The organism is Mycolicibacterium vulneris (assembly GCF_002104765.1).
GTDB lineage: Bacteria > Actinomycetota > Actinomycetes > Mycobacteriales > Mycobacteriaceae > Mycobacterium > Mycobacterium vulneris.
The window spans coordinates 61,719-84,460 of the sequence record NZ_NCXM01000012.1; the positions used below are offsets into that span (position 1 = coordinate 61,719).

General features: G+C 69.1%; 21 protein-coding genes. 12 read left to right on the forward strand and 9 right to left on the reverse strand.

Annotated elements, in window-relative coordinates; genetic code table 11:
* Positions 1-4: 4 nt before the first annotated feature.
* From B8W69_RS13305 to B8W69_RS13315, 3 genes are all read left to right on the forward strand, one after another.
* On the forward strand, positions 5-811 hold the full coding sequence (locus B8W69_RS13305; RefSeq protein WP_085290271.1) for an MBL fold metallo-hydrolase: 807 nt from the start codon (positions 5-7) through the stop codon (positions 809-811).
* Positions 812-1,020: 209 nt separating this feature from the next.
* The gene (locus B8W69_RS13310; protein WP_085290272.1) at positions 1,021-2,169 is read left to right on the forward strand and encodes a PPE family protein; all 1,149 of its coding nucleotides are present in this window, start codon (positions 1,021-1,023) and stop codon (positions 2,167-2,169) included.
* Between the two features lie 158 nt (positions 2,170-2,327).
* Entirely contained in the window at positions 2,328-3,482 is a 1,155-nt protein-coding gene (locus B8W69_RS13315; protein WP_085290273.1) for a PPE family protein, read from the forward strand.
* Here B8W69_RS13315 and B8W69_RS13320 read toward each other — a convergent pair.
* A complete protein-coding gene (locus tag B8W69_RS13320) occupies positions 3,413-4,072 on the reverse strand; it encodes a DUF5994 family protein (protein WP_085290274.1) in 660 nt (219 codons plus the stop codon). The two genes, B8W69_RS13315 and B8W69_RS13320, sit on opposite strands and share 70 nt — an antisense overlap.
* A gap of 144 nt (positions 4,073-4,216) precedes the next feature.
* Between B8W69_RS13320 and B8W69_RS13325 the strand changes: the two genes are divergently transcribed.
* Both B8W69_RS13325 and B8W69_RS30600 read left to right on the forward strand, forming a co-directional pair.
* Entirely contained in the window at positions 4,217-5,215 is a 999-nt protein-coding gene (locus B8W69_RS13325) for a magnesium transporter CorA family protein (RefSeq protein WP_085290275.1), read from the forward strand.
* Positions 5,216-5,356: 141 nt separating this feature from the next.
* A complete protein-coding gene (locus B8W69_RS30600; RefSeq protein ID WP_165762606.1) occupies positions 5,357-5,518 on the forward strand; it encodes a hypothetical protein in 162 nt (53 codons plus the stop codon).
* 3 nt (positions 5,519-5,521) lie between these two features.
* Here the strand turns inward: B8W69_RS30600 and B8W69_RS13335 are convergent, their stop codons facing one another.
* Positions 5,522-5,887: a DUF732 domain-containing protein gene (locus B8W69_RS13335; RefSeq protein WP_085290277.1), complete on the reverse strand. Its 366-nt coding sequence runs from the start codon at positions 5,885-5,887 to the stop codon at positions 5,522-5,524.
* A gap of 191 nt (positions 5,888-6,078) precedes the next feature.
* Between B8W69_RS13335 and B8W69_RS13340 the strand changes: the two genes are divergently transcribed.
* The gene (locus B8W69_RS13340) at positions 6,079-6,996 is read left to right on the forward strand and encodes an extracellular catalytic domain type 1 short-chain-length polyhydroxyalkanoate depolymerase (RefSeq protein ID WP_085290278.1); all 918 of its coding nucleotides are present in this window, start codon (positions 6,079-6,081) and stop codon (positions 6,994-6,996) included.
* Between the two features lie 17 nt (positions 6,997-7,013).
* Here the strand turns inward: B8W69_RS13340 and nei2 are convergent, their stop codons facing one another.
* The 5 genes from nei2 to hglS form a co-directional block, all read right to left on the reverse strand.
* On the reverse strand, positions 7,014-7,769 hold the full coding sequence (nei2, locus tag B8W69_RS13345) for an endonuclease VIII Nei2 (RefSeq protein ID WP_085290279.1): 756 nt from the start codon (positions 7,767-7,769) through the stop codon (positions 7,014-7,016).
* A gap of 1 nt (position 7,770) precedes the next feature.
* The gene (locus B8W69_RS13350; RefSeq protein WP_181447399.1) at positions 7,771-12,372 is read right to left on the reverse strand and encodes an ATP-dependent helicase; all 4,602 of its coding nucleotides are present in this window, start codon (positions 12,370-12,372) and stop codon (positions 7,771-7,773) included.
* Positions 12,373-12,433: 61 nt separating this feature from the next.
* Entirely contained in the window at positions 12,434-13,105 is a 672-nt protein-coding gene (locus tag B8W69_RS13355; protein ID WP_085290281.1) for a TetR/AcrR family transcriptional regulator, read from the reverse strand.
* Positions 13,106-13,151: 46 nt separating this feature from the next.
* Entirely contained in the window at positions 13,152-14,681 is a 1,530-nt protein-coding gene (amaB, locus tag B8W69_RS13360) for an L-piperidine-6-carboxylate dehydrogenase (RefSeq protein WP_085290282.1), read from the reverse strand.
* On the reverse strand, positions 14,678-15,931 hold the full coding sequence (gene hglS, locus B8W69_RS13365) for a 2-oxoadipate dioxygenase/decarboxylase (RefSeq protein ID WP_085290283.1): 1,254 nt from the start codon (positions 15,929-15,931) through the stop codon (positions 14,678-14,680). Before hglS ends, amaB begins: the two co-directional genes overlap by 4 nt.
* Before the next feature lie 30 nt (positions 15,932-15,961).
* Between hglS and B8W69_RS13370 the strand changes: the two genes are divergently transcribed.
* The 6 genes from B8W69_RS13370 to B8W69_RS13395 all read left to right on the forward strand — a co-directional run bounded on the left by B8W69_RS13370 (position 15,962) and on the right by B8W69_RS13395 (position 20,359).
* On the forward strand, positions 15,962-16,414 hold the full coding sequence (locus tag B8W69_RS13370) for an Lrp/AsnC family transcriptional regulator (RefSeq protein ID WP_085290284.1): 453 nt from the start codon (positions 15,962-15,964) through the stop codon (positions 16,412-16,414).
* A gap of 51 nt (positions 16,415-16,465) precedes the next feature.
* Positions 16,466-17,809, forward strand: a complete 1,344-nt coding sequence (gene lat / locus B8W69_RS13375; RefSeq protein ID WP_085290285.1) for an L-lysine 6-transaminase — start codon at positions 16,466-16,468, stop codon at positions 17,807-17,809.
* Positions 17,810-17,959: 150 nt separating this feature from the next.
* On the forward strand, positions 17,960-18,343 hold the full coding sequence (locus B8W69_RS13380; protein WP_064877562.1) for a hypothetical protein: 384 nt from the start codon (positions 17,960-17,962) through the stop codon (positions 18,341-18,343).
* Between the two features lie 47 nt (positions 18,344-18,390).
* Positions 18,391-18,702 carry a protein UsfY gene (gene usfY, locus B8W69_RS13385; protein ID WP_085290286.1) on the forward strand — a complete coding sequence of 104 codons (312 nt, stop codon included), beginning with the start codon at positions 18,391-18,393 and terminating at the stop codon, positions 18,700-18,702.
* A 434-nt stretch (positions 18,703-19,136) separates the two neighbouring features.
* Positions 19,137-19,574 carry an ATP-binding protein gene (locus B8W69_RS13390; RefSeq protein WP_085290287.1) on the forward strand — a complete coding sequence of 146 codons (438 nt, stop codon included), beginning with the start codon at positions 19,137-19,139 and terminating at the stop codon, positions 19,572-19,574.
* On the forward strand, positions 19,571-20,359 hold the full coding sequence (locus B8W69_RS13395) for an RNA polymerase sigma factor SigF (protein WP_085290288.1): 789 nt from the start codon (positions 19,571-19,573) through the stop codon (positions 20,357-20,359). The genes B8W69_RS13390 and B8W69_RS13395 overlap by 4 nt, the downstream gene beginning before the upstream one ends.
* Here the strand turns inward: B8W69_RS13395 and B8W69_RS13400 are convergent.
* Positions 20,330-20,746, reverse strand: coding sequence for an STAS domain-containing protein (locus B8W69_RS13400; protein ID WP_085290289.1), 417 nt, complete (start codon positions 20,744-20,746; stop codon positions 20,330-20,332). The two genes, B8W69_RS13395 and B8W69_RS13400, sit on opposite strands and share 30 nt — an antisense overlap.
* A 195-nt stretch (positions 20,747-20,941) precedes the next feature.
* Positions 20,942-22,738 (reverse strand): acetyl/propionyl/methylcrotonyl-CoA carboxylase subunit alpha, encoded by a 1,797-nt coding sequence (locus B8W69_RS13405; protein WP_085290290.1) that lies wholly within the window; start codon positions 22,736-22,738, stop codon positions 20,942-20,944.
* Between the last annotated feature and the right edge of the window lie 4 nt (positions 22,739-22,742).

Consider the following 22,742-nt stretch of genomic DNA (forward strand, 5'->3'; position numbering starts at 1 on the left):
GGCTATGGACATCACCGTCACGTTCGTCGGCAACGCCACCACGCTGATTTTCGCGGGCGGGCTGACGCTGCTGACCGACCCCAACTTCCTGCACCGCGGGCAACGCGCCTACCTCGGCCACGGGCTGGTGTCCAAGCGGCTCAAGGAGCCGGCGTTGCAACTCAGCGACCTCCCGCCGGTCGACGCGATCGTGTTGTCGCACATGCACGGCGACCACTGGGACAGGGTGGCGCAGCGGGGCCTCGACCGGGAACTGCCCGTCGTCACCACCCCGCACGCCGCCAAACGGCTGCACCGGCGTGGCTTCGCACGGGCACGTGGCCTGCGGACTTGGCAGGAGCACGCGATCACCAAGGGCGGCACCACGCTCACCCTCACGTCGCTGCCGGGGCGCCACGCACCCGGGTGGAGTCAGCGCCTGCTCCCGCCGGTGATGGGCACCATGCTGGAGGTCGCCCCCGACGACGGCTCGCCCCGGCGCCGGCTCTACATCTCCGGTGACACCCTGCTGGTCGAGGAGCTCAAGGAGATTCCCACGCGGTTCGACCCGATCGACGCCGGCATGCTGCACCTCGGCGGCACCCGACTGCCGGCCGGAAACCGGCTCCCGTTCGGACTGACGGTGACCATGGACGGCCGCCAGGGCGCCGAACTGGTCGCAATGCTGGCCCTCCCGAAGGCGATTCCGGTGCACTTCGACGACTACGCGGCGTTCGCGTCACCGCTGGCCGACTTCATCCGGGAGATGCAGCGGCGCGGCCTGGGGGACCGGATCATAACGGTGAACCGCGGCGCCTCGGTGACCGTTTGATGCACGGCGGGTGTCAGGTAGACGACCCTGGCCAGCAAATGTGAAAACGATTTCTACTATGGGTATAGGGTGACCTAACATCGGCAGTCGATCTGGGAGGGACGCGACCGCAGGTGGCAGGCATCGATGTGCAGAGTTTCAGGGTTCTTCGTTGCCTGGTCAACGCAAATTTGCTGGGGACGTTCTCAGCGTGGGCATTGTGAGATGTGATGGATCTTTTTGCACCCCCCGAGGTCACCTCGACGCTCATCCACACCGGGCCGGGAGCGGGCTCGCTGATCGAGGCCGCCGGCGCGTGGCAACGGCTCGCCGTCGAGCTGGAGAATTCGGTCTCCACCTACGCCTCGACGCTGTCGTCGCTCATCGAGTCCTGGGACGGCCCGTCGGCGATGGCGATGCTGCAGGCCGTCCAGCCCTACCTGCTGTGGCTGCGTGAGACCGCGCAGCAATCCGCCCAGATGGCCATGTCGGCCGAGGCCGCCGCGTCGGCGTTCACCGCCGCCCGCTCGTCGATCGTCCCCCCGGCGGTGGTCACCGCCAACCGGACGCGCCTGGCGCAGCTGCTCGCCACCAACCGGTTCGGCACCAACACGGCGGCCATCGCCCAGGCCGAAGAGGAATACCAGACCATGTGGGCGAACAACTCGGCGGCGATGACCCGCTACCAGGCGACCTCGTCGCAGGCGACCACGCAGCTGTCGCAGTTCAATTCGCCGCTGTCCACCACCGACCCGAGCGGAACGACCAGGCAGCAGGCCGCGGTGATGCAGGCCGACGCTCTGGGCTCCGGCAACGCGGGCTCGGACGTGTCGAGCGCAGCCTCCTCGCTCGGCGGCCTCTTCGGCAGCGACGGCGACCCCAACAGCGGCTGGTTCGGATACTGGAGCACCTGGGGCAACCAGTTCATCTCGTCCGGCTTCCCGATCAACATGCTCAGCTACCTGGCGCAGAACTCGTCGGCCAGCGCGCTGCAGAGCGTGGGCGGCGACATCGGCAGCGGCCTGTCGGAGGGCCTCGGGGCCGCCTCGGCGAGCCTGGCCAACGCGGTCAAAGGCATCGGCGCGGGCATGGCGCCGTCCGGCGCAATGGGCGTCGGGGTGTCGCTGGGCAAGCTGACCGCGCCCCCCGCCGTGGTGGGCCTGCTGCCGGGCACGCAGACCGGGGTGCAGCTCGCTTCCGCGGCCTCGCCGCTGCCGGCGGCGGAATCGGGGCTGCCTCTGATGCCGATGATGGTGCCGCCGACGACGGGCTCGGCGGGCACCGGCTGGCGCAAGCGCAAACAGCAGAAGTACGAGGACGTCGCCGTGGGCCGGGAGGTCAAGGGCAAAGTGATGCCTCGAAACCCATCCGCGGGATGACGTCGATGGTGCCCCACGATTGCGGACGCCGAACCCCGCGGTCAACGGCGACTGGCAGCGCGACACCGCGATGCCTGATCGTCACCCAGTCGCGAATCGCCGGACGGGCCGACGCACCCCGTTCGCCCCACCCACGTTCTTCTCCAAGGTAAAGGTTCATGGATTTCGGGATGCTGCCGCCGGAGGTCACTTCGGCGCTGATCCACTCTGGGCCCGGAGCTTGGTCATGGATCGCGGCCGCCGGCGCCTGGCAGGAGCTCAGCATGGAGCTCGAGCAATCCGCCGCCAGCTACAGCGCGGAGCTGTCGTGGCTGATGACGACGTGGCACGGCCCGTCCGCCTTGGCGATGGCCCAAGCGCTGGAACCCTATCTGGACTGGTTGCGCGTCACCGCGCAGCAGTGCCAGGAGGTCGCCACCTCGGTGCAGGTGATGACCGCGGCATTCGAGTTGACGCACTGGACGGTGGTGCATCCCTCGCTGGTGGCCGCCAACCGCGCGCGGCTGGCGATGTTGTTGGCCACCAACTTCTTCGGAATCAACTACCCGGCGATCGCCGAAACCGAAGCCGAGTACACCACCATGTGGGTGAACAACTCGGCGGCGCTGGTCCGCTACGCCGCGACCTCGGCGAGCACCGTCCGAGCGCCCTCGTTCGCGCCGCCGCCGCAAGTCGCCAATCCCTCTGGCGTGACGACCCAGGCCGCCGTGGTGCCCACCTCGAACACCATCAACTCGGGCATGATGACGGCCGCCAACCTGGGGGCGAGCCAGGATCTCGCCACCTCCAGCACCTTCGGCCTGGACCCCGACTCGGGCTGGTTCAGGTACTGGAGCGTTTGGGGCTGGCAGGAACTCGCGGGCGGAATGCCGATCAACCTGCTCAGCTACCTCGCCCAGTTCAACACCGCGCAGGCCCTGCAGGGCGTCTCGGCCGACGACATCTTCGGCGGGCTGGCCGAAGGTACGGCCGCGCTGTCGTCGGCCGAGACGCAGCTGATCAGCGCGATCAACGCCGCCGGATCCTTGGCGCCGCGCGCGACACTGGGCATCGGTATCTCGCTCGGCAACCTGACCATGCCTCCCGCGACGGTGGGGATGCTGGGATCGCCGGCCCCGGTGCAGCTGGTGTCAGCGGTCTCCGCGCTGCCCCCTGGTGCCGGCCAGACCCCGATGCTGCCGATGGTCCCGATGCGCCCGGCGGGCGGCTCGGCGAATGGTCGCCGGCGTAAGGGGGGACGCGACTACGAAGATATTGAATACGGCGCGGAGCTGCCCGGCACCGTGATGCACAGGCCACCGTCGGCGGGATAGCGCTGGTTGAGCGACTCCATCATGCGGTTGCGGACGATGTGTTCGACGAGGATGGGGACGAAGGTCTGCACCGGTGCGTCGATGAATCGTTGCGCCGTCTCCTCGCACCAGCACCTGATCTGAGCGGTACGCCGCCCGTCACCGAGCCCCTCGTGACGGGCCAGCTTGTCGGCCACGTCCGCCACCGATCGGCCCATGGTGACCCGGACGGCCGGGGACACCACGGCCTCGGCGGGCGCGCGCACGGCGTCGAGTGCCCGACGGGCGACGGTCTCGTCGGTGTCCGGCCGGATGACCTGCAGGGTGATGTGGCGGCCGTTTTCGCCCATCACGATGACGCTGGCCTCCTCGTCATTGATAAAGCCCAGCAATTCGATTGTGTGCCCGTCGATTTCAACCAGCTGCGGTGTCTCGTGCCAGGCGTTGCGGCGGTAGCCCACCATGACGATCTGCCCCAGCCGGTCGGACAACGACGCCACCAGGCCCGGCAGCTCGTCGGCCAAGTTCGTCGACCGCGGCCACCAAGCGCCGTCGATGTGCTCGGACACAGCCCGATATGGCTTGAGCTGCAACCGGTTTGATTGCTCCATGTCACCCACCTGCTCGCCGAATCTCCCGGGTTGGCCTGACGGCCCCCCACAACGTCAAGACCATCACGGATAGTCGGCGACCGCTGCACCAGCGAGTGGCTGGCGGGTTTACCGATCGTGAACAACGATTGAGAAGATGTCGGGATGCAGATCGCATCGAGTATCCATGGCCGGGTGTGGCGCGGCGGCAAGGCGCAGGACGACTTCGAGTTCGACAAGATCTCGGACTACCTCGCCGAGCCCGACACCCTGGTATGGGCCGACCTGTGCGCACCGGACCACGACACGCTGTGCGGGCTGGCCGACGAACTCGGCCTGAACCGGTGGGCGGTCGAAGACGCCGTGGCGGCCGCCGAGCGGGTCAAGGCCACCGCCTACGAAAGCCACACCTTCTTCACCGTCTACGCCGTGGACGTCGCAACGGAACCCGCCGACACCGGCGAGCGGATGCTGTCGATGCAACGCATTTCGGGATTCGTGCTGCCGCAGGGGCTGATCACCGTGCGCCTGACGCCTGACTTCGACATGACGCAGGTGACCCGGCGGTGGCAGGAGATCGGCGGCCAGAGCTACGGCGTCGGCGCGCTGGTGCACGGTCTGCTCGACGTGGTGGTCGACAGCCATTTCACCGCCGTGGAGGCCCTCGATGACTGCATCGAAGCCATCGAGGACGAGCTGTTCGACGGCAGGCCCCGCAAGGGAATCTTTCAGCGCCGCACCTTCCTGCTGCGCAGGGATCTGGTGAACCTGCGCCGGGTCGCCCTGCCCATGCGCGAGGTCGTCAACGCGATTGCGCATCATCGTGTATCGGACGGCTCCGATCGCCGGCTGGACCCGCTGTACGCCGACCTGTACGACCACGTGCTGCGGGTGTCCGAATGGACGGAATCGTTGCGCGACATGATCACCACCATTTTCGAGACCAACCTGTCGCTGCAGGACGCCCGGTTGAACACTGTCATGAAGAAGCTGACGGGATGGGCGGCCATCATCGCCGTGCCGACGGCGATCACGGGTTTCTACGGGCAGAACGTGCCCTACCCGGGCTTCGGCACGCATGCCGGATTCGCGGCCAGTACCGGCGTGATACTCGTCTTGATGGTGGTGCTCTACGTGATGTTCAGGCGTCGCGACTGGCTGTAGGCCGCGGCGGGTTACCGCGCGACGGGTGCGGTCGAAATGCCTTGGTGGATGCCCCGATTGATCTTGTCCCGCAGGGCCGGGCTACCCGGTGGATCGGAATCCTTGCAGGCGCAGCTGAGATGACTGAAAGGATCGGGATCGGTGCTGGCCGATGCCGTGGCCGCGCTGGAAACGCCGAGCGCGATTGCCATACCCACAACACCGACCAATAGTCGCGGAATCATTTTCGGCCTTGGAATTCTTCGTTTCGGATACCTCAAATTTTATCCGCGATTGCATCACGAGCATGTCAACCGGATGTAAATTTCACGACCCGGATGATGCCGCCGCGTCCGCATACTTCGGGCAATACGCCTTGATGCTGACCCCGACGAAATAGCCGGCGTGATAGCTGTCCAGCGTGCTGCTGGACAGCACATTGTTGGCGACCTGTTCCGGTGTCTGGCCCATATCGAGTTCGTGACACACCGTGTGCCCGGAGTTGACCGCGGCGTCGGGTGACTGGTAATTGATGCCTTTGGCTTTCAGCGCGGCCAGGAAGGCGTCATCGGGAGAAGTGGCGTGCGCGGTGGCGGACACGGCCAGCACGCCAAGCAGCCCGGCCACCGGCGCCCCGCCGATCGCCAGGAGCGACAGCGGCCGCATGGGCTTGCGTATCTGGGTGGTCGTCATTTCTGATACTCCCGTGGAACAGAAGTGCCGTTGCTTGCTGAAGGCGGGGCTAGTTCGAATGCTTACATATCGGGGCGTCGCCCGGCGCGGTATCGCCGATAATGCGGTGTGTGCCACACAAGGGTTTGCTCCGCCGTCGGACACGCGTTACCGGCGAGCCCTCGTCGACGCGCCGTCGGTGATCTGACGACATGGCATACGCGCGGTGGCTGTGGCTCGCTGTGGTGGCGATATGCCTGGTCGGCTGCGGTGTGCGGCACGTGTCGGCGGCCAGCGCTCGAGACATTTCCGGCACTTTTCGATCCGGCGGCATGGACCGAACCTACATGTTGCACGTGCCGGCGGGCGACCCTGTCGGGCTGGTGCTCAGTTTGCATGGGGGCGGCGGCACCGGGATCTCGCAGCGCGGTCTGACGGGCTTCAACACCGTTGCTGATGCCCACAACCTGTTGGTGGCCTACCCCGACGGCTACGACAAGAGCTGGGCGGACGGGCGCGGCGCCTCGCCCGCCGATCGCCGCCACATCGACGATGTGGCCTTTCTGGTCGGGCTGGTGAACAAGCTGCAGAACGACTACGGCATCGCGCCCGGGCACGTCTTCGTCACCGGGATGTCCAACGGTGGCTTCATGACGAACCGGCTGGCGTGCGACCGCGCCGACCTCTTCGCCGCGGTCGCCCCGGTGGCCGGCACCCTGGGCGTGGGGGTGGCGTGCAATCCGTCGCAGCCGGTGTCGGTCTGGGAAGCCCACGGGACCGCCGACCCGCTGGTGCCCTTCAGGGGTGGGGTGGTGCGCGGCCGCGGTGGGGTCAGCCACTCCATCTCGGTGGACAGCATGGTCGCCAAGTGGCGCGCGGCCGATGGGTGCCGGGGCGAGCCGGGGATGGAGGCGCTGCCCGACGTCCGCGACGGCACCGTCGTGCACCGCTACGAGTCCACGGGATGCGCGGCGAACAGCGAGGTGGTGTTCTACAAGATCGACAGAGGCGGCCACACCTGGCCGGGCGGCAAGCAATATCTGCCCGCGGCCGTCATCGGCCCCACCACCCGCGCGCTCGACGGGTCCGAGGCCATCGCTCAGTTCTTCCTCGCGCACGCCCGCGACTAGCTGTGATCGCAAGCGCCTCAGCGCTGGCAGGACGGGCACCAGTACGTCACCCGTTCCCCGGAGTCGTCGAAATTGATCCGGGTGCCGCACCGGCGGCAGGCCTGCCCGGATCGCCCGTAGACCCACAGCTGCCGTCCGGTCCGGGTGTCGCCGGTGGTGCACCGGTTCCAGCGGAAGCGATTGAGCCACAACATGTCCCGCGCGCGCGAGACCAGCCGACGGGGGTCGGCGATGTCGCGCACCGGCGCTGTGGGCAGATGCCCAAAAAGGAAACACAATTCGTTGCTGTAAACGTTGCCGACACCGGCCAGCACCCGCTGGTCCAGCATCGCCTCGGCGATCGGCCGGTCCGGGTCGGCCATCAGGTTGGCGGCGGCCAGCGCGGGATCCCAGTCCTCGCCCAACAGATCGGGGCCCAGGTGCGCGACGGCGTCACCGTCACGCTCGCGCTCCAGGACCTCCAGCACGCCGAGGTCCACGCCGACGGCGCGGACGCTGTCGGTTTCGAGGATGATGCGCGCGCGGTGGTCGACCCGTGCCGGGCGGTTGCCGACCCGCCAGCTGCCGTCCATCTTCAGGTGCGAGTGAATGCTGGCGGCTCCCACCCGGATGAACAGGTGCTTGCCGCGGCTGAGCACCTCGTCGACCACCTGTCCGGTGAGATCGACGGTGGCGAACCGCGGCACCCGGATGTCGCAGCGGGTCAGGGTGCCGCCGACCAGGTGCTCGCGCAACACGGCGGCGGTGTGCCAGACGGTGTCACCTTCCGGCATGTCAGCGCAACCGCATTCCGCGCGGGGTCCGGGCGAAGCCGGCGTCGGACAGCGCCTCGGCCGGGCCGGGCCCGTCCGCGCGGGGCTGCAGGGCCGGCACCCCGTCGATGCGTTCGACCAGGATCGACGCGACGCGTCGGGACGCGACCAGATCCGCCAGCGCCGTCGCCGCGGCTTGATTGGCGGCGGGGTCGTCGGTGAAGGTGAGCAGCGATCGCCCGCCCCGTTCGAGGAACCAGGCCAGCTCGCCGTCCACCAGCACCACCAGCGCACCGGCCTTGCGGCCCGGGCGTGCGCCCGGCCCTCCGGACCCCGAGCCCTCGCCGCGCGGGGCGGGCCAGGGCAGCGCGGCGCCATAGGGGTTGGCCGGGTCCGCGGCGGCGAGCGCGATCGCCCGGTACTCGGGCCGTTCCGGGTCGATCCCGTCGGAGTAGGCGCGCAACCGGTCGACGGTCGACGCGACCGCGAACTGCGCGCCGCCCAGCGACTCGATGAAATAGCCGCGCTGGCACCGGCCGGCGTCCTCGAAGGTGCTCAGCACCTTGTACAGGGTGGCGAACCCGCCGGGCACGCCCTCGGCGGTCACCGCGCCCCGGGTCAGCACGCCGTGGCGGCCCAGCAGGAGCTCGGCCTGGTAGTGGGCGCGCAGCGTGGAGTCCGGTTCCGGGGCGGGCAGGATCGACCACCGGCCGGCCACGGTCGGGTCGGCGGGCCGCGATTGCGGGTGCGCGATGCTGTATCGGCTCAGTCGCGGCGGGCGGTGCGACCGGTGCGCGGGCGCGGAGCGCTTGCGGGTGCCGGTACCCCCGAGCAGGGCGCGCACCGGGGCGAACGTGTCGCCGGTGATCCAGCCGGCCCAGATCAGTTCCCACAGCGCAGATTTGAGCTCGGACTCGGGCATCCCGCCCTGCGTGAGCTGGCGGAAGAAGTAGGCGCCCCCCGGCGCGAGCGTGTCCAGGACGGCGCGGTGGGCGTCGCTCAGTTCGATGTCGGCCGGCCCGGGCAGCGTCAACGGCGCGGATTCGCTGGGGTGCAGCGCGATCCAGCCGTCGCTGGTGGAGATCGACCCGGCCCCCGACCAGGTGACCTCGCCGGTGGCGAGCAACTCGTCGAGCAGCGCGGGGGAGTAGTCGCGGATCCGAGGGGCGAGCACCAGCGGTTCGATCGCCGAAGCGGGCATCTTCACCCCGGCCAGCTGATCGATCACCGTCATCAGGCCGTCCAGCCCGGAATAGGTTGGGGAGCGCGATGATTCGGCCGCCCCCACCCGATGCCAGGCCGGTAGGAACCGGCCGTAGGCGGCCGTGCTGACCGGCTCGACCTGGGCCCGCAGCGCGGCCAGCGACCGCCGCCGCAGGATGCGCAGCACGTCGGCGTCACACCACTGCTCACCCCCGGCCACCGGGGCCCCGGGCAGTTCGGCGGCGGCGACGAAATCGCCGCGCACCAGCCGGCCGTCACCGGCCAGCCGACCCAGGATGTCCGCGGTCACCCGCAGCCCCAGCCCGAACCGGGCGGCGGCCTCGTCGGTGGTGAACGGGGTGTGGGTGCGCGCGTAGCGGCCCAGCAATTCGCCCAGCGGGTCGGCCACCTCCTGGGTGAAGGCGGCCGGTACGCCCAACGGAACCGCGATGCCTATGCCGTCGCGCAGCCGGCCGATGTCCTCGATGGCCACCCACCAGCTGCGGCCGGCGAACGACACCGTCAGCGCGCGCCGGGCCGCGCGCAGCCCTTCCAGCCAGCCGCCCACGTCGGCGCCGCCGGCGCGGGCGGCGACCTCCTCCTCGGTCAGCGGGCCCAGCAGCCGCAGCAGGTCCGCGACGCCCTCGGCGTCGCGTGCGGCCCGGTCCGGCGCGAGGTGCTGAAGCTGGCGGCCGGTGGCGGCGATGATGTCGGGATCGAGCAGGTCGCGCAGCTCCACCCGGCCCAGCAGCTCGGCCAGCAGCGTGCTGTCCAGCGACAGCGCGGCGGCCCTGCGCTCGGCCAGCGGGCTGTCGCCTTCGTACATGAACGCGCCGACGTAGCCGAATAGCAGCGACGCCGCGAACGGCGACGGGCGCTGCGTCTCGACTTCGAGCACCCGCACCCGCCGCTCCGCGATGCCGGTCATCAGCAGGGTCAGGGCCGGGACGTCGTAGACGTCCTGCAGGCATTCGCGGATGGTCTCCAGCACCACCGGGAAGTCGGGGTATTTGCGGGCCACCTCCAGCAGCTGGGCCGCGCGCTGGCGCTGCTGCCACAGCGGCGAGCGGCGGCCCGGGTGCCGGCGCGGCAGCAGCAGCGCGCGGGCCGCGCACTCGCGGAACCGCGACGCGAACAGCGCCGAGCCGCCCACCTCGGCGGTGACGATCGGGTCGATCTCCTCGGCGTCGAAGACGAAAAGGTCGGCGCCGGGCGGGGTGTCAGTCCCCGCGTCGGACGCGAAATCGGAAAAAGTGTCCGGCAGGCGCACCACGACGCCGTCGTCGGACGCGGTGGGCTTCTCGTCGATGCCGTAGCGCTCGCGCAGCCGGCGGGCCACCGCCAACGCCAGCGGTCCGTTAACTCCAAGCCCGTACGGCGAGTGCAGGATCACCCGCCAGTCACCCAGTTCGTCGCGGAAGCGCTCGACCAGCAGGGTGGTGTCGGTGGGCACCACGCCGGCGGAGCTGCGCTGCTCGTCGAGCAGACCCCACAGGTTGTCGGTGGCGTACGCGTCGAAACCCAGCCCGGCACAACGGGTGTCGAACGCCTCGCGCTTCAGCCCGGCCAGCTCGCCGGTGAACGCGCCGAGCGCGGCGCCCAGCTCGGCCGGTCGGCCGAGGCCATCGCCGCGCCAGAACGGCAACCGGGCCGGCTGGCCGGGTGCGGGGATGACCAGCACCCGATCGTGGGTGATCTCGGTGATGCGCCAGCTGGTGGCGCCCAGCGAGATGACATCGCCGGGGCGCGACTCGTAGACCATCTCCTCTTCGAGTTCGCCTACCCGCGAAGGCTTTTCGGCTTCAGAGGCGAGGTAGACGGTGAACAGCCCGCGATCGGGGATGGCGCCGCCGGAGGTCACCGCCAGCCGCTGCGCGCCGGGCCGCGCGGTCAGCGTGCCGGTGTCGCGGTCGTAGACCAATCGCGGCCGCAGCCCGGCGAATTCGGTGGACGGGTACTTGCCGCTCAACAGGTCCAGGGTGGCCTCGTACACGCTGCGCGGAAGCGCCGCGAAAGGGGCGGCCCGCCGGACCGTGTCGAACCACCGGTCGGCGTCGAGCGGTTCCAGCGCGGCCGCCGCCACGGTCTGCTGCGCCAGGATGTCGAGCGGATTGGCGGGCACCCGCATGGTTTCGATCTGGCCGGTCAGCATGCGCTGCACGCTGACCGCGCAGCCGATCAGGTCGGTGCGGTGCTTGGGGAACAGCACCCCCTGCGAGACCTCGCCCACCTGGTGGCCGGCCCGGCCGATGCGCTGCAGGCCGCTGGCCACCGACGGCGGGGCCTCCACCTGGATCACCAGATCGACGGCGCCCATGTCGATACCCAGCTCCAGACTCGATGTCGCCACCACCGCCTTGAGCGTTCCGCGTTTGAGGTCCTCTTCGACCAGGGCGCGCTGTTCCTTGCTGACCGAACCGTGGTGGGCGCGAGCCAGTATCGGGTCGGCGCCGTACGTCTGGCCGCTGCCCATGATGTGCGCCGGCGCACCGCCGGCCACCCTCGGATTGGCGTCCGTGGAAAGCTCGACGCCGCTGCGTTCAGCATGAATCTCGTTGAGGCGGGCTGTAAGTCGCTCGGCCAGCCGGCGCGAGTTGGCGAAGACGATGGTGGAATTGTGCGATTCGATCAGGTCGACCAGACGGTTCTCGACGTCGGGCCAGATGGTGTTGTTGGCCAGGTTGGCCATGTCGGGCACTGGCACCTGCACGGTGAGCTCGACCGTCTTGGCCGACGGCGGGGCCACGATGGTCGTCGGTGCCTGCCCGGACAGGAACCGGGCGAGTTCCTCGGGTGGGCGCACCGTGGCCGACAACCCGATGCGCTGGGCGGGCTTGTCCTCCCGCAACGCGTCGAGGCGCTCCAGCGACACGGCCAGGTGCGCGCCGCGCTTGCCGGCGGCGATCGCGTGGATCTCGTCGACGATCACCGTCTGCACACCGGCCAACGTCTCGCGCGCGGCCGAGGTGAGCATCAGAAACAGCGACTCGGGAGTGGTGATCAGCACGTCGGGCGGGCGGTTGATCAGCTGGCGGCGGGCGGCGGGCGGCGTGTCGCCGGAGCGGACCCCGACGCTGATGTCCGGGGCCGGCAGGCCCTGGCGTTCGGCGATGCGGGTGAGGCCGGCCAGGGGGGTGCGCAGGTTGCGCTCGACGTCGACGGCCAGCGCCTTGAGCGGGGAGACGTAGAGCACACGGGTGCCGGGCGGGCGCTCCGTCGACCCGGCCAGGCTGTCCAGCGCCCACAGGAACGCCGCCAGCGTCTTACCCGAGCCGGTCGGGGCGATGACCAGGGTGTTGTGACCGTCGGCGATCGCGTTCCAGGCCTCGGCCTGGGCGGTGGTGGGGGTGTCGAAGGTGCTGGTGAACCACTCGCGGGTGATCGCGCTGAACCGGCCCAACGGGTCGGAACGGCCGGGCAGTCCGGAATCGGCGCGAGTGCTCACCTATCCATGGTGCCAATAGGCACCGACAAGACGCCGGCTAGCGCGGCTCGAGGCGAGCGGTCGCCATCGCGTGGGACAGCTCCTCGGGAATCTCGGGCACCCGGGCGATGGAGTCGAACAACGAGTGCGCGCAGGCATCGGCGAGGCGATCGGCGTCTGTCGTGGGGTCGATGATGCGCTGCCGGCACAGCTCGAAGGTGAACGCCAGCCAGCCGTGGCAGATCACCCGAAGGTCCCGTTCGACGTCGGGCTCCAGCTTCCTCGCGGGCGTCTTGGCCACGAGGTCGGTGATGCGGGTCATGATGTGTTCGAGCTGACGGTTCTTGGCTTCGTCGTCGACACCCAGCAGAACCGGGTCCGAACGGCCCAGGCCGACGTAGGCGGCCCAGGCGGCCTCGGGGTTCTGCTCGTGGTAGGCCATGTAGGCCATCACACCGGTCCGGACCTCTTCGTACATGGTCAGGCCGGTCGCGTCGTCCATGTTGGTGTTCTCGTACAGGCGGTCGGCCTCGTCTTTGACCACCGCCGCAAAAAAAGCTCGCTTGTCCGGGAAATAGTGGTACATCAGGGCCCGCGACACCCCGGCGCGTTCCGCGATCTCATCGATGCGGACCTCGTCGTAGGGCCGCTTCCCAAAGACTTCTGCCCCTAAAGCGAGCAGCTCAGCGCGTCGGTCCTCGGGGGACAAGCGCCTTCGGGCTGTCGGCATGTGTCAGATAGTACTCATACGAGATGAGACGCCGGCCACTTTGGTTTCATCCGAACTTCACGCCCTGGGCCAGCGGCAACTCGCCGGAATAATTGACGGTATTGGTACTTTGGCGCATGTAGGCCTTCCACGAGTCGGTGCCGGATTCGCGTCCGCCGCCGGTTTCCTTCTCACCGCCGAACGCGCCGCCGATCTCCGCGCCAGACGTGCCGATGTTGACATTGGCGATTCCGCAGTCGGATTCGGCCAGGAACCGCTCGGCCTCCCGCAGGTCGGTGGTGAAGATGGCCGACGAAAGACCTTGCGGTACAGCATTATTGAGTGTAATTGCGTCATCCAGTTCGTCGTAGGTCAGCACGTAGAGGATGGGCGCGAACGTCTCGGCCGCCACGATGGCGCTCTGCGCGGGCATGCGCACCAGGGCCGGCGCGACGTAGTAGGAACTGGGGTGTTCGGCGGCACCGGGGTGGGTGCGCTCGCCGCCGATGACCTCACCGCCATCGGCGCGCGCCTGCTCCAGCGCGCCCACCATGTCGCGGTAGGCGGTCTCGTGGATCAGCGGCCCAACGAGGGTGCCCGGTGCGGCCGGGTCGCCGATCCGGAGCTGTGCGAAGGCGGACGCGACGCGCGCGACGACCTCGTCGGCGACCGAGTGGTGCACGATCAGCCGGCGCAGGCTAGTGCAGCGTTGACCGGCGGTGCCGGCCGCGGCGAACACCACCGCGCGCACCGCGAGGTCCAGGTCGGCCGACGGCGTCACGATGGCGGCGTTGTTGCCGCCCAGTTCCAGCAGCACCCGCCCGAACCGGGCGGCGACCCGGGGACCGACGGCCCGGCCCATCCGGACCGAACCGGTCGCGGACACCAGCGCGATGCGGGGGTCGTCCACCAGCAGCTCGCCCAGGTCGCGGTCGCCCAGCACCAGGGAGCTCACCGCGGGCGGGGCGCCCACATCGGCTGCGGCCCGGGCGATCAGGGACTGGGTGGCCAGCGCCGTCAACGGCGTCAGCTCCGAGGGCTTCCACACCACCGGATCCCCGCACACCAGGGCCAGCGCGGCGTTCCAGGCCCAGACCGCGACCGGGAAGTTGAACGCGGTGATCACCCCGACGACACCGAGTGGGTGCCAGGTCTCCAGCAGTCGATGGCCGGGGCGCTCCGAGGCGATGGTGCGGCCGTAGAGCTGACGCGACAGGCCGACGGCGAACTGGCAGATGTCGATCATCTCCTGCACCTCGCCGGCTGCCTCGGAGGTGATCTTGCCGACCTCGAGCGTCACCAGGGTGGCCAGCTCGTCCTTATGCTCGGTCAGCAGCTCGCCGAGCCGCGCCACCAGTGCACCGCGCGCCGGGGCCGGGGTTGCGCGCCACACCGAAAATGCTTGCGCGGCTTCGGATATCACCCGCTCGGCCTGCTCGGGGGTGGTGGGCGCGACGGTGAACAGCACCTCGCCGGTGATCGGTGTGCCGGCCGGCATGCCGTGGGCGTCCGGCTCGCCGAGTGCGATGCCGGCCCCCATCGCCCGCAGGGCGTCTCGCGCCCGGGCGCGCAGGTCATCGGCTGTCGGCATATTCATCGGCCTGCCTCCTGGGAGAGCGCTTCGTAAAGTGGGTAGGGGTCGTAGATCTCGCGGCCGATGGACCCGGCCAGCCAGTGCGCGTCGTAGCCGGAATCATCGACGGTGCAATGCTTTCCGAAGCCTGCGGGGGAGTCCAGGTTTGACCGGAAAATCCCCGCCGCCGACGCGGGCAGGAAGTCCTCGTAGACGATCGGCGCCGACGGGTCGCCGCCGCGGTAGTAGGCCAGTCCCGCGGCGGCCATCTCCGCGTCGCTGCGCGGGAAGTGGTCCGCCCACGCCGCGGCCGGGTCGGTGGCGGCCATCGCGGCGTCGTAGCGTTCCCGGCCCTTGGGTGTCAGCGCGACGCCACGCGCCTCCACCTCGCCGAAGCGCACCCGCAGTGTCCCCTCGGTGATGCGGCCGTCGTCGCCCCGGAAGCGGCGCGGTTCGGCCAGGGCACGAAAAGACGTCTGGCGCAACAGGACCGCCGGCCCGTCGTTGCGGGGCGGTCCCTGGATGGCGTCGACCATGGTGATGCCGCGCCGGGTCATCCGCTGGTACAGGTCGTCGATGTCGAGCACCCGGGGCGTCAGGTGATTGATGTGGGTCGAGCCCACGCCCGCGATGTCGGCGGCCACCGCGGAGACGCGCGCCAATTCGTCATACCAAGATCGCTCGATCGGCTCGCCGGACAACGCGAAGGCCGCCACCGCCGCCGCGACGAACGGCCGCGCCTCGTCGGCATCGCAGCCGCCCTCGGCGGCGATGACCCGCGCCCGGGCCACCAACGCGGGGTCGAACAGCTGGCGCCGCTCCAGGAAGGTGTCGACGCGGCGGCGCAGGTCGCGGTCGAAGTAGCGCGGGTCGCGGGTGGCCAGCATCGAGGTGAACACCCGGAACGGGTTGCGCGACAACGCGGTTGCGTCGATGGGCCGGAAGGCTGTCGAGACCACGGGGACGGGTGACGCCGCGCAACGCAGGTCGTAGTAGCCCACCGGCAGCATGCCGAACGCGGCGAAAAGGTCTGCTACGGCGGCCAGTTCGGCCGGGCTGCCCACCCGGATGGCACCGTGCCGCTCGGCGGTGATCCGCCGCAGCGAGCCGAACCGTTCGGCATCGGCATGACGCGCCGCGTAATCGGCGTTGACTCGCTCGCTGACCTCGACCAGGGTGCCGTAGGCGGGCACCTCGGCCGCATACATCGCCGACAGACCCGCCGCGAACTGTGCCCGAAGTTGCCAGGTCTCCAGCCATTTCGTGCGGGTCACGACGGGCCGTTCCTGCGATAGTCTCCGGCCATGAGTGAGACGCTCGATGAGGTTGACCGGATTCTGCTGCGTGAGCTGGTCGCCGACGGCCGTGCGACGCTGGCGGAGCTGGCGGCCAGCGCGCGGCTGTCGGTCTCGGCGGTGCAGTCGCGGGTGCGCAGGCTCGAGGCGCGCGGCGTCATCTCGGGATATGCGGCGCGCGTCGACCCCGAGGCGGTCGGACACCTGCTGTCGGCGTTCGTGGCCATCACTCCCTTGGATCCCTCTCAACCCGATGATGCGCCCGCCCGCCTTGAGCACATCGAGGAGATCGAATCGTGTCACTCGGTGGCCGGCGAGGAAAGCTACGTCCTGCTGGTGCGCGTTCCGTCCGCCCGAGCGCTGGAGGACCTGCTGCAGCGGATCCGGACGACGGCGAACGTCAGGACGCGAAGCACCATCATATTGAATACTTTTTACGCTGATAGGCAACGAATACCATAAAATATACGGTAAAACCCTCATGGTTCCGTAAAGATCGGCTACCATCGGGCCATGACCGCCACCCTCGAACGCTTCACCCACACCGAGCCCGACCGGGTCCACGAGGTGCTGGCGCGCAGCATTCTGGCCGACGGCTTCGACTTCGTGCTCGATATGGCCCGCTCCGCCGGCTCCTACCTGTACGACGCCCGCGACGGCCGGCGCTACCTGGACATGTTCACCTTCTTTGCGTCGTCGGCGCTGGGCATGAACCACCCCGCACTGGCCGATGACCAGGAGTTTCGCGCCGAACTGGCGCAGGCCGCCCTGAACAAGCCCAGCAACTCCGACGTCTACTCAGTGGCGCTGGCCCGCTTCGTGCAGACCTTCGCCCGGGTGCTGGGCGACCCGGCGCTGCCGCACCTGTTTTTCGTCGATGGCGGCGCGCTCGCGGTGGAGAACGCGCTGAAGGTGGCGTTCGACTGGAAGAGCAGGTTCAACGAAGCGCGCGGGATCGATCCTGCGCTGGGCACCCGCGTGCTGCACCTGGGCGGCGCGTTCCACGGCCGCAGCGGATACACGCTGTCGCTGACCAACACCAAGCCGGTCACCGTGGCCCGCTTCCCCAAGTTCGACTGGCCCCGCATCGACGCCCCGTTCCTCCGGCCCGGCTTGGACGGCGCGGCCATGGCGGCGCTGGAGGCCGAGTCACTGCGCCAGGCCCGCGCGGCCTTCGAGGCCCACCCGCACGACATCGCCTGCTTCGTGGCCGAGCCCATCCAGGGTGAGGGCGGCGACCGTCACTTCCGGCCGGAGTTCTTCGCGGCCATGCGCGAGCTGTGCGACGGGTACGACGCCTTGCTGATCTTCGACGAAGTGCAGACCGGTTGCGGCCTGACCGGAAGGCCGTGGGCCTACCAGCAATTGAGCGTGCAACCCGACGTGGTGGCATTCGGCAAGAAGACCCAGGTGTGCGGCATCATGGCCGGCCGCCGGGTCGACGAGGTCCGCGACAACGTCTTCGCGGTGTCCTCCCGGGTGAACTCGACGTGGGGCGGCAACCTAGCCGACATGGTGCGCGCCCGCCGAATCCTGGAGGTGATCGAGGCCGACGGACTGTTCGACCGGGCCGCCGAACAAGGGGTCTACCTGCATGCGCGCCTCGACGAACTCGCCGGCGAATTTCCCGGCCTGGTGCTCGACCCCCGTGGCCGCGGCCTGATGTGTGCGTTCAGCGCGCCGACCACCGCCGACCGCGACGAGCTGATCCGCCTGCTGTGGCGCCAGGCGGTGATAGTGCTGCCCTCGGGGCACGACGGCGTCCGGTTCCGTCCGGCCCTGACCGTCTCGCGCGCGGAGATCGACGCCGCACTGTGCGCCGTCCGCGCGGCTCTGCGGGCCCTGCGTAGGCCTTGACCTCACATCGATCCCGTTTACCGCCGTTTGCCAGGGGGTATTTGTTTTTGTGCGCCTTCCGCTACTACCAGCGCGGTGATGATGCCCGGTAACTAATGTGACGTAGCGAGCGATGAACTGAGCGCGGGCCCCCGAGGGAGGTGACCAACGATGCAGAAAGCGGACGCTCGATCCGGCGGTGACCGCTTGGGTCAGGAGGACGGCGAGGTGCACGCCGCCATCCGGTTTGCCGTGCTGTCGACGCTGGCCGCCGTCGGCTTCCTCTTGATCGCCGCGGTGTGGGTGAGTACCTGCCCGGGGGTCAGCGTGGACACGGTGGCGTGCGGGGCGCCGCAGCGCACCCTGCTGGCGTTCGGCGGCCCGCTGATCGCGCTCGCCGCCGGGATCTGGGCCTTCGTCCGCACCTATCTGGTGTGGAAGGCCCGGGGCACGTGGTGGGGATGGCACGGCGCGGGCTGGTTCCTGTTGACCGCGATGGCGCTGATGGTCGCCATGGGTGTTGCTCCGATCGCTGGTCCAGTACTGGCCCTTTAGGTTTGTTCTCCCGCGATCTAACGTTGATGGTGCGGTGAGGAGCAGCTATGGGAGACACCTACCACGATCCCGTCGACCATCTGAGGACCACGCGGCCGCTGGCCGGCGAGTCGCTGATCGACGTCCTGCACTGGCCCGGGTATCTCTTAGTCGTGGCGGGCGTGATCGGGGTCTGCGGCAGTCTTGCGGCCTTCGGCAGCGGACATCACCACGAGGGCATGACGGCGGGGATCGTCGCGGTCATCGCCGCAGTGCTCGGGCTGGTCTGGCTCGCGGTGGAGCACCGCAGGATTCGCCGGATCGCCGATCGGTGGTACGCCGAACATCCCGAGGCGCACCGGCAGTGGCCGGCCAGCTGACACCCGCCGCCGACTAGCCGGGGCGCCAGCTTTCATCGCGGGCTTTTCGGCCGGTGACCTGCCCCGACGCAGGCGGTGTTAAATTTCGCTGGAAAGCTGAATCCGCGGTTACGGGCGCTGACTTGTGGGTATCAGGTGTGGACCATGATGAGTGCCGGAACGGTTGCGTTAGCGTGGTCACCCCATCGTGGGGAACAGGATCACGAACACACCGACATATATGCCTACTGCAACGACTATCGATATGACCAGCGTGACCTCGGCGATCATCGCGACGCACCGCTATCGGCGCGTCGCGACTGTGTCGGTCGTGTCAGGCCCGCCCGCGGCGGGCCGAATACCCGGCGGCGACCATGACTAACCGGCTCGAACGCGAGGTCCACGGCGGACTGCGAGGCAGTAGTAGTGTCAGTCAAACATTGCCGGGAGAGCATATGAAGGATGCTGGATTGCACGCCAACGAGCGTCCGCGCGGCCAGCGCGCCGTCGAGCTTCACGTTGCTGCGCGACTGGAGAACCTCGCGATGCTGCGCACCCTGGTCGGTGCCATCGGCACCTTCGAGGACCTGGATTTCGATGCGGTGGCGGACCTGCGGCTCGCGGTCGACGAAGTGTGCACCCGGTTGATTCGTTCGGCCACTCCCGACGCGACCCTGATCGTCGTGGTCGATCCGCAGGATGACCAGTTGGTGGTGGAGGCTTCCGCGGCATGCGACACCCACGACGTGGTGGCGCCCGGAAGCTTCAGTTGGCACGTGCTGACGTCGCTCGCCGACGACGTCCAGACTTTCCATGACGGTCGCGAACCCAATGAAACCGGCAGTGTTTTCGGCATCACACTGACGGCGCGACGGGCGGCCTCCAGCAGGTGACACCGCGAGCTGCCGGCGGTTCGGTGTCGCGTCCGAACGAATACGCCGATGTTCCGGACATGTTCCGTGAGTTGGCGAGTGCCACGCCGGACTCGATGGAATTCCAGCGCCAACGGGACAAGATCGTCGAGCGGTGCCTGCCGCTCGCCGATCACATCGCGCGCCGCTTCGAGGGCCGCGGCGAACCGCGTGACGACCTGGTTCAGGTGGCCCGCGTCGGGCTGGTCAACGCGGTGGTCCGCTTCGACGTCGACGCCGGCTCGGACTTCGTCTCCTTCGCGGTGCCCACGATCATGGGCGAGGTCCGCCGCCACTTCCGTGACAACAGCTGGTCGGTCAAGGTCCCGCGGCGGCTGAAGGAACTGCACCTGCGGCTGGGCACCGCCACAGCCGACTTGTCGCAGCGGCTGGGCCGGGCGCCCACCGCGACCGAACTCGCCGCGGAACTCGACATGGACCGCGAAGAGGTCGTCGAGGGCCTGGTGGCCGGCAGCTCGTACAACACCCTGTCCATCGACAGCGGTGGCGGCGGCGAGGACGAGGAAGCCCGCGCGATCGCGGACACCCTCGGCGACGTCGACACCGGCCTGGACCGGATCGAGGATCAGGAATCGCTGCGTCCGCTGCTCGAGGCGCTGCCCGAGCGCGAGCGAACGGTGCTGGTGCTGCGATTCTTCGAGTCGATGACGCAGACGCAGATCGCGGAGCGGGTCGGCATCTCCCAGATGCATGTGTCGCGGTTGCTCGCGAAGTCGCTAACGCGGCTCCGTGATCAGCTGCAGTAGCGGCCGGGGCCGTTCCTCAACCCACAGCGGTTCCAGCAGTGGCTCGGCCTGCTGCGTCGTCACCGGCAGGGTGCCGTCCGGGTCGCAGACCCGCAGCAACCTGGCCACCGCCGGGCTCGGCGCCATGGCCCAGGACACCTGGGCCGCCGAGCATTTCACGTTGATCCGGTGCAGCGCCGAAAAGCCGGCGGTACCAATGAATTTCAGGCCGCGGAGGTCAAGGACCATCCGTCGGGAGCGGCCGGCGCTCTGCTGCACGTACGCCACGAGCTGATCGGTGTTGGCCGCGTCGAGCTCGCCGTCCACCGTGATCAGGGTGCCCGTCGGGCCCCAGCGGGCGGTGAATTGTGCTGTGCGGCTTTGTTGCCAAGATTGGGCCACAGACATCGCTTACTCCATCCCGTTGAGGGATTCGTGCTGTAAATACGTCAGCCACGTGCAAAGAGCTTGGAGAAGGAGGGAATTCCGCCCACCCCCACGTCACCGACGTATCCCGGGCGGCTGTGAACTCAACCTTGTCCGTGACCCTACTCGCGATAGCCGGGGCCGACAACGCTGTCTGGGAAAACTCTCAGGCAACCGCTACTTGATCTCGGCGAGCACGGTGCCCTGGGTGATGGCGGCGCCGGCCTCGACCGCGAGTCCGGTGATGACACCGTCCTTGTGCGCGGTGACCGGGTTCTCCATCTTCATCGCCTCGAGCACCACCACCAGGTCGCCCGCGGCAACCTCCTGGCCTTCCTCGACCGCGACCTTGACGACGGTGCCCTGCATGGGGGCGGTCACCGCGTCACCGGACGCAGCCGCACCCGCGTGCGTCCCGCGCTTGCGCGGCTTGGGCTTCTTGCGGATGACGCCGGCCGGGTCGGCGGTCCCACCGCCGGACAGCGCCAGGTCGCCGGGCAGTGACACCTCGAGCCGGCGGCCACCGACCTCCACGACCACCTTCTGGCGGGGCCGGGCGTCCTCTTCGTCCAGCGGCTCGCCGCCGGTGAACGGCTCGATGGTGTTGTCCCACTCGGTCTCGATCCAGCGCGTGTGCACCGAGAAGCCGTCGTCGTCACCGATGAACGCCGGGTCGGACACCACGGCGCGGTGGAACGGGATGACCGTGGCCAGGCCTTCGACGTGGAACTCGTCCAGAGCCCGACGGGAGCGGGCGAGCGCCTCCTCGCGGGTGGCGCCGTACACGATCAGCTTGGACAGCATCGAGTCGAACTGGCCGCCGATGACCGAACCGGCCTCGACGCCCGAGTCCAGCCGGACGCCGGGCCCGGTCGGGATGTCGTAGCGGGTGACCGGGCCGGGCGCGGGCAGGAAACCGCGTCCGGCATCCTCGCCGTTGATCCGGAACTCGATGGCGTGCCCGCGCGGCGTGGGGTCCTCGGTGAGGTCCAGCTTCTCGCCGTTGGCGATCTTGAACTGCTGCAGCACCAGGTCGATGCCGGCGGTCTCCTCGGTGACCGGGTGCTCGACCTGCAGACGGGTGTTGACCTCCAGGAAGGAGATCAGGCCGTCCTGGCCGACCAGGTACTCCACCGTCCCGGCGCCGTAGTAGTGCGCCTCCTTGCAGATCCGCTTGGCCGACTCGTGGATCTCCTTGCGCTGCGCGTCGGTCAGGAACGGCGCGGGGGCCTCTTCCACCAGCTTCTGGAATCGGCGCTGCAGCGAGCAGTCGCGGGTGCCGGCGACGATGACGTTGCCGTGCTGGTCGGCGATCACCTGCGCCTCGACGTGGCGCGGCTTGTCCAGGTAACGCTCGACGAAGCACTCGCCGCGGCCGAACGCCGCGACGGCCTCGCGGGTGGCCGACTCGAACAGCTCGGGGATCTCTTCGAGGGTGCGGGCCACCTTCATGCCGCGGCCGCCGCCCCCGAACGCCGCCTTGATGGCGATCGGCACGCCGTACTCCTTGGCGAAGGCCACCACCTCGTCGGCGTCCTTCACCGGGTCGGGGGTGCCTGGCACCAGCGGGGCCTGCGCGCGGGCCGCGATGTGGCGGGCGGTGACCTTGTCACCGAGGTCGCGGATGGACTGCGGGCTGGGCCCGATCCAGATCAGGTTCGCGTCCAGGACCGCCTGCGCGAAATCGGCGTTCTCGGACAGGAAGCCGTAGCCGGGGTGAATGGCGTTGGCGCCCGACTTGGCCGCCGCGTCAAGGATTTTGCCGAAGTCCAGGTAGGACTCCGCCGACGTCTGACCGCCCAGAGCGAACGCCTCGTCGGCCAGACGCACGTGCGGCGCGTCGGCATCGGGCTCGGCGTACACCGCCACGCTGGACAGGCCCGCGTCGCGGGCCGCCCGGATCACCCGGACAGCGATTTCGCCGCGGTTGGCAACGAGCACCTTGGAGATCCTCGAGCTGGCGTGACTAGCCACTGCG

Bases quoted from the DNA above. Each gene is read 5' to 3' on its own strand.
- nei2 (WP_085290279.1), bottom strand. From the start codon at position 7,769: ATGCCGGAAGGTGACACCGTCTGGCACACCGCCGCCGTGTTGCGCGAG.
- B8W69_RS13325 (WP_085290275.1), top strand. From the start codon at position 4,217: ATGCAGATCGCATCGAGTATCCATGGCCGGGTGTGGCGCGGCGGCAAG.
- B8W69_RS13380 (WP_064877562.1), top strand. From the start codon at position 17,960: ATGCAGAAAGCGGACGCTCGATCCGGCGGTGACCGCTTGGGTCAGGAG.
- B8W69_RS13340 (WP_085290278.1), top strand. From the start codon at position 6,079: ATGGCATACGCGCGGTGGCTGTGGCTCGCTGTGGTGGCGATATGCCTG.
- B8W69_RS13320 (WP_085290274.1), bottom strand. From the start codon at position 4,072: ATGGAGCAATCAAACCGGTTGCAGCTCAAGCCATATCGGGCTGTGTCC.
- B8W69_RS13400 (WP_085290289.1), bottom strand. From the start codon at position 20,746: ATGTCTGTGGCCCAATCTTGGCAACAAAGCCGCACAGCACAATTCACC.
- B8W69_RS13305 (WP_085290271.1), top strand. From the start codon at position 5: ATGGACATCACCGTCACGTTCGTCGGCAACGCCACCACGCTGATTTTC.
- lat (WP_085290285.1), top strand. From the start codon at position 16,466: ATGACCGCCACCCTCGAACGCTTCACCCACACCGAGCCCGACCGGGTC.
- amaB (WP_085290282.1), bottom strand. From the start codon at position 14,681: ATGAATATGCCGACAGCCGATGACCTGCGCGCCCGGGCGCGAGACGCC.
- B8W69_RS13390 (WP_085290287.1), top strand. From the start codon at position 19,137: ATGAAGGATGCTGGATTGCACGCCAACGAGCGTCCGCGCGGCCAGCGC.
- B8W69_RS13355 (WP_085290281.1), bottom strand. From the start codon at position 13,105: ATGCCGACAGCCCGAAGGCGCTTGTCCCCCGAGGACCGACGCGCTGAG.
- B8W69_RS13310 (WP_085290272.1), top strand. From the start codon at position 1,021: ATGGATCTTTTTGCACCCCCCGAGGTCACCTCGACGCTCATCCACACC.
- B8W69_RS13315 (WP_085290273.1), top strand. From the start codon at position 2,328: ATGGATTTCGGGATGCTGCCGCCGGAGGTCACTTCGGCGCTGATCCAC.
- usfY (WP_085290286.1), top strand. From the start codon at position 18,391: ATGGGAGACACCTACCACGATCCCGTCGACCATCTGAGGACCACGCGG.
- B8W69_RS13335 (WP_085290277.1), bottom strand. From the start codon at position 5,887: ATGACGACCACCCAGATACGCAAGCCCATGCGGCCGCTGTCGCTCCTG.
- B8W69_RS13370 (WP_085290284.1), top strand. From the start codon at position 15,962: ATGAGTGAGACGCTCGATGAGGTTGACCGGATTCTGCTGCGTGAGCTG.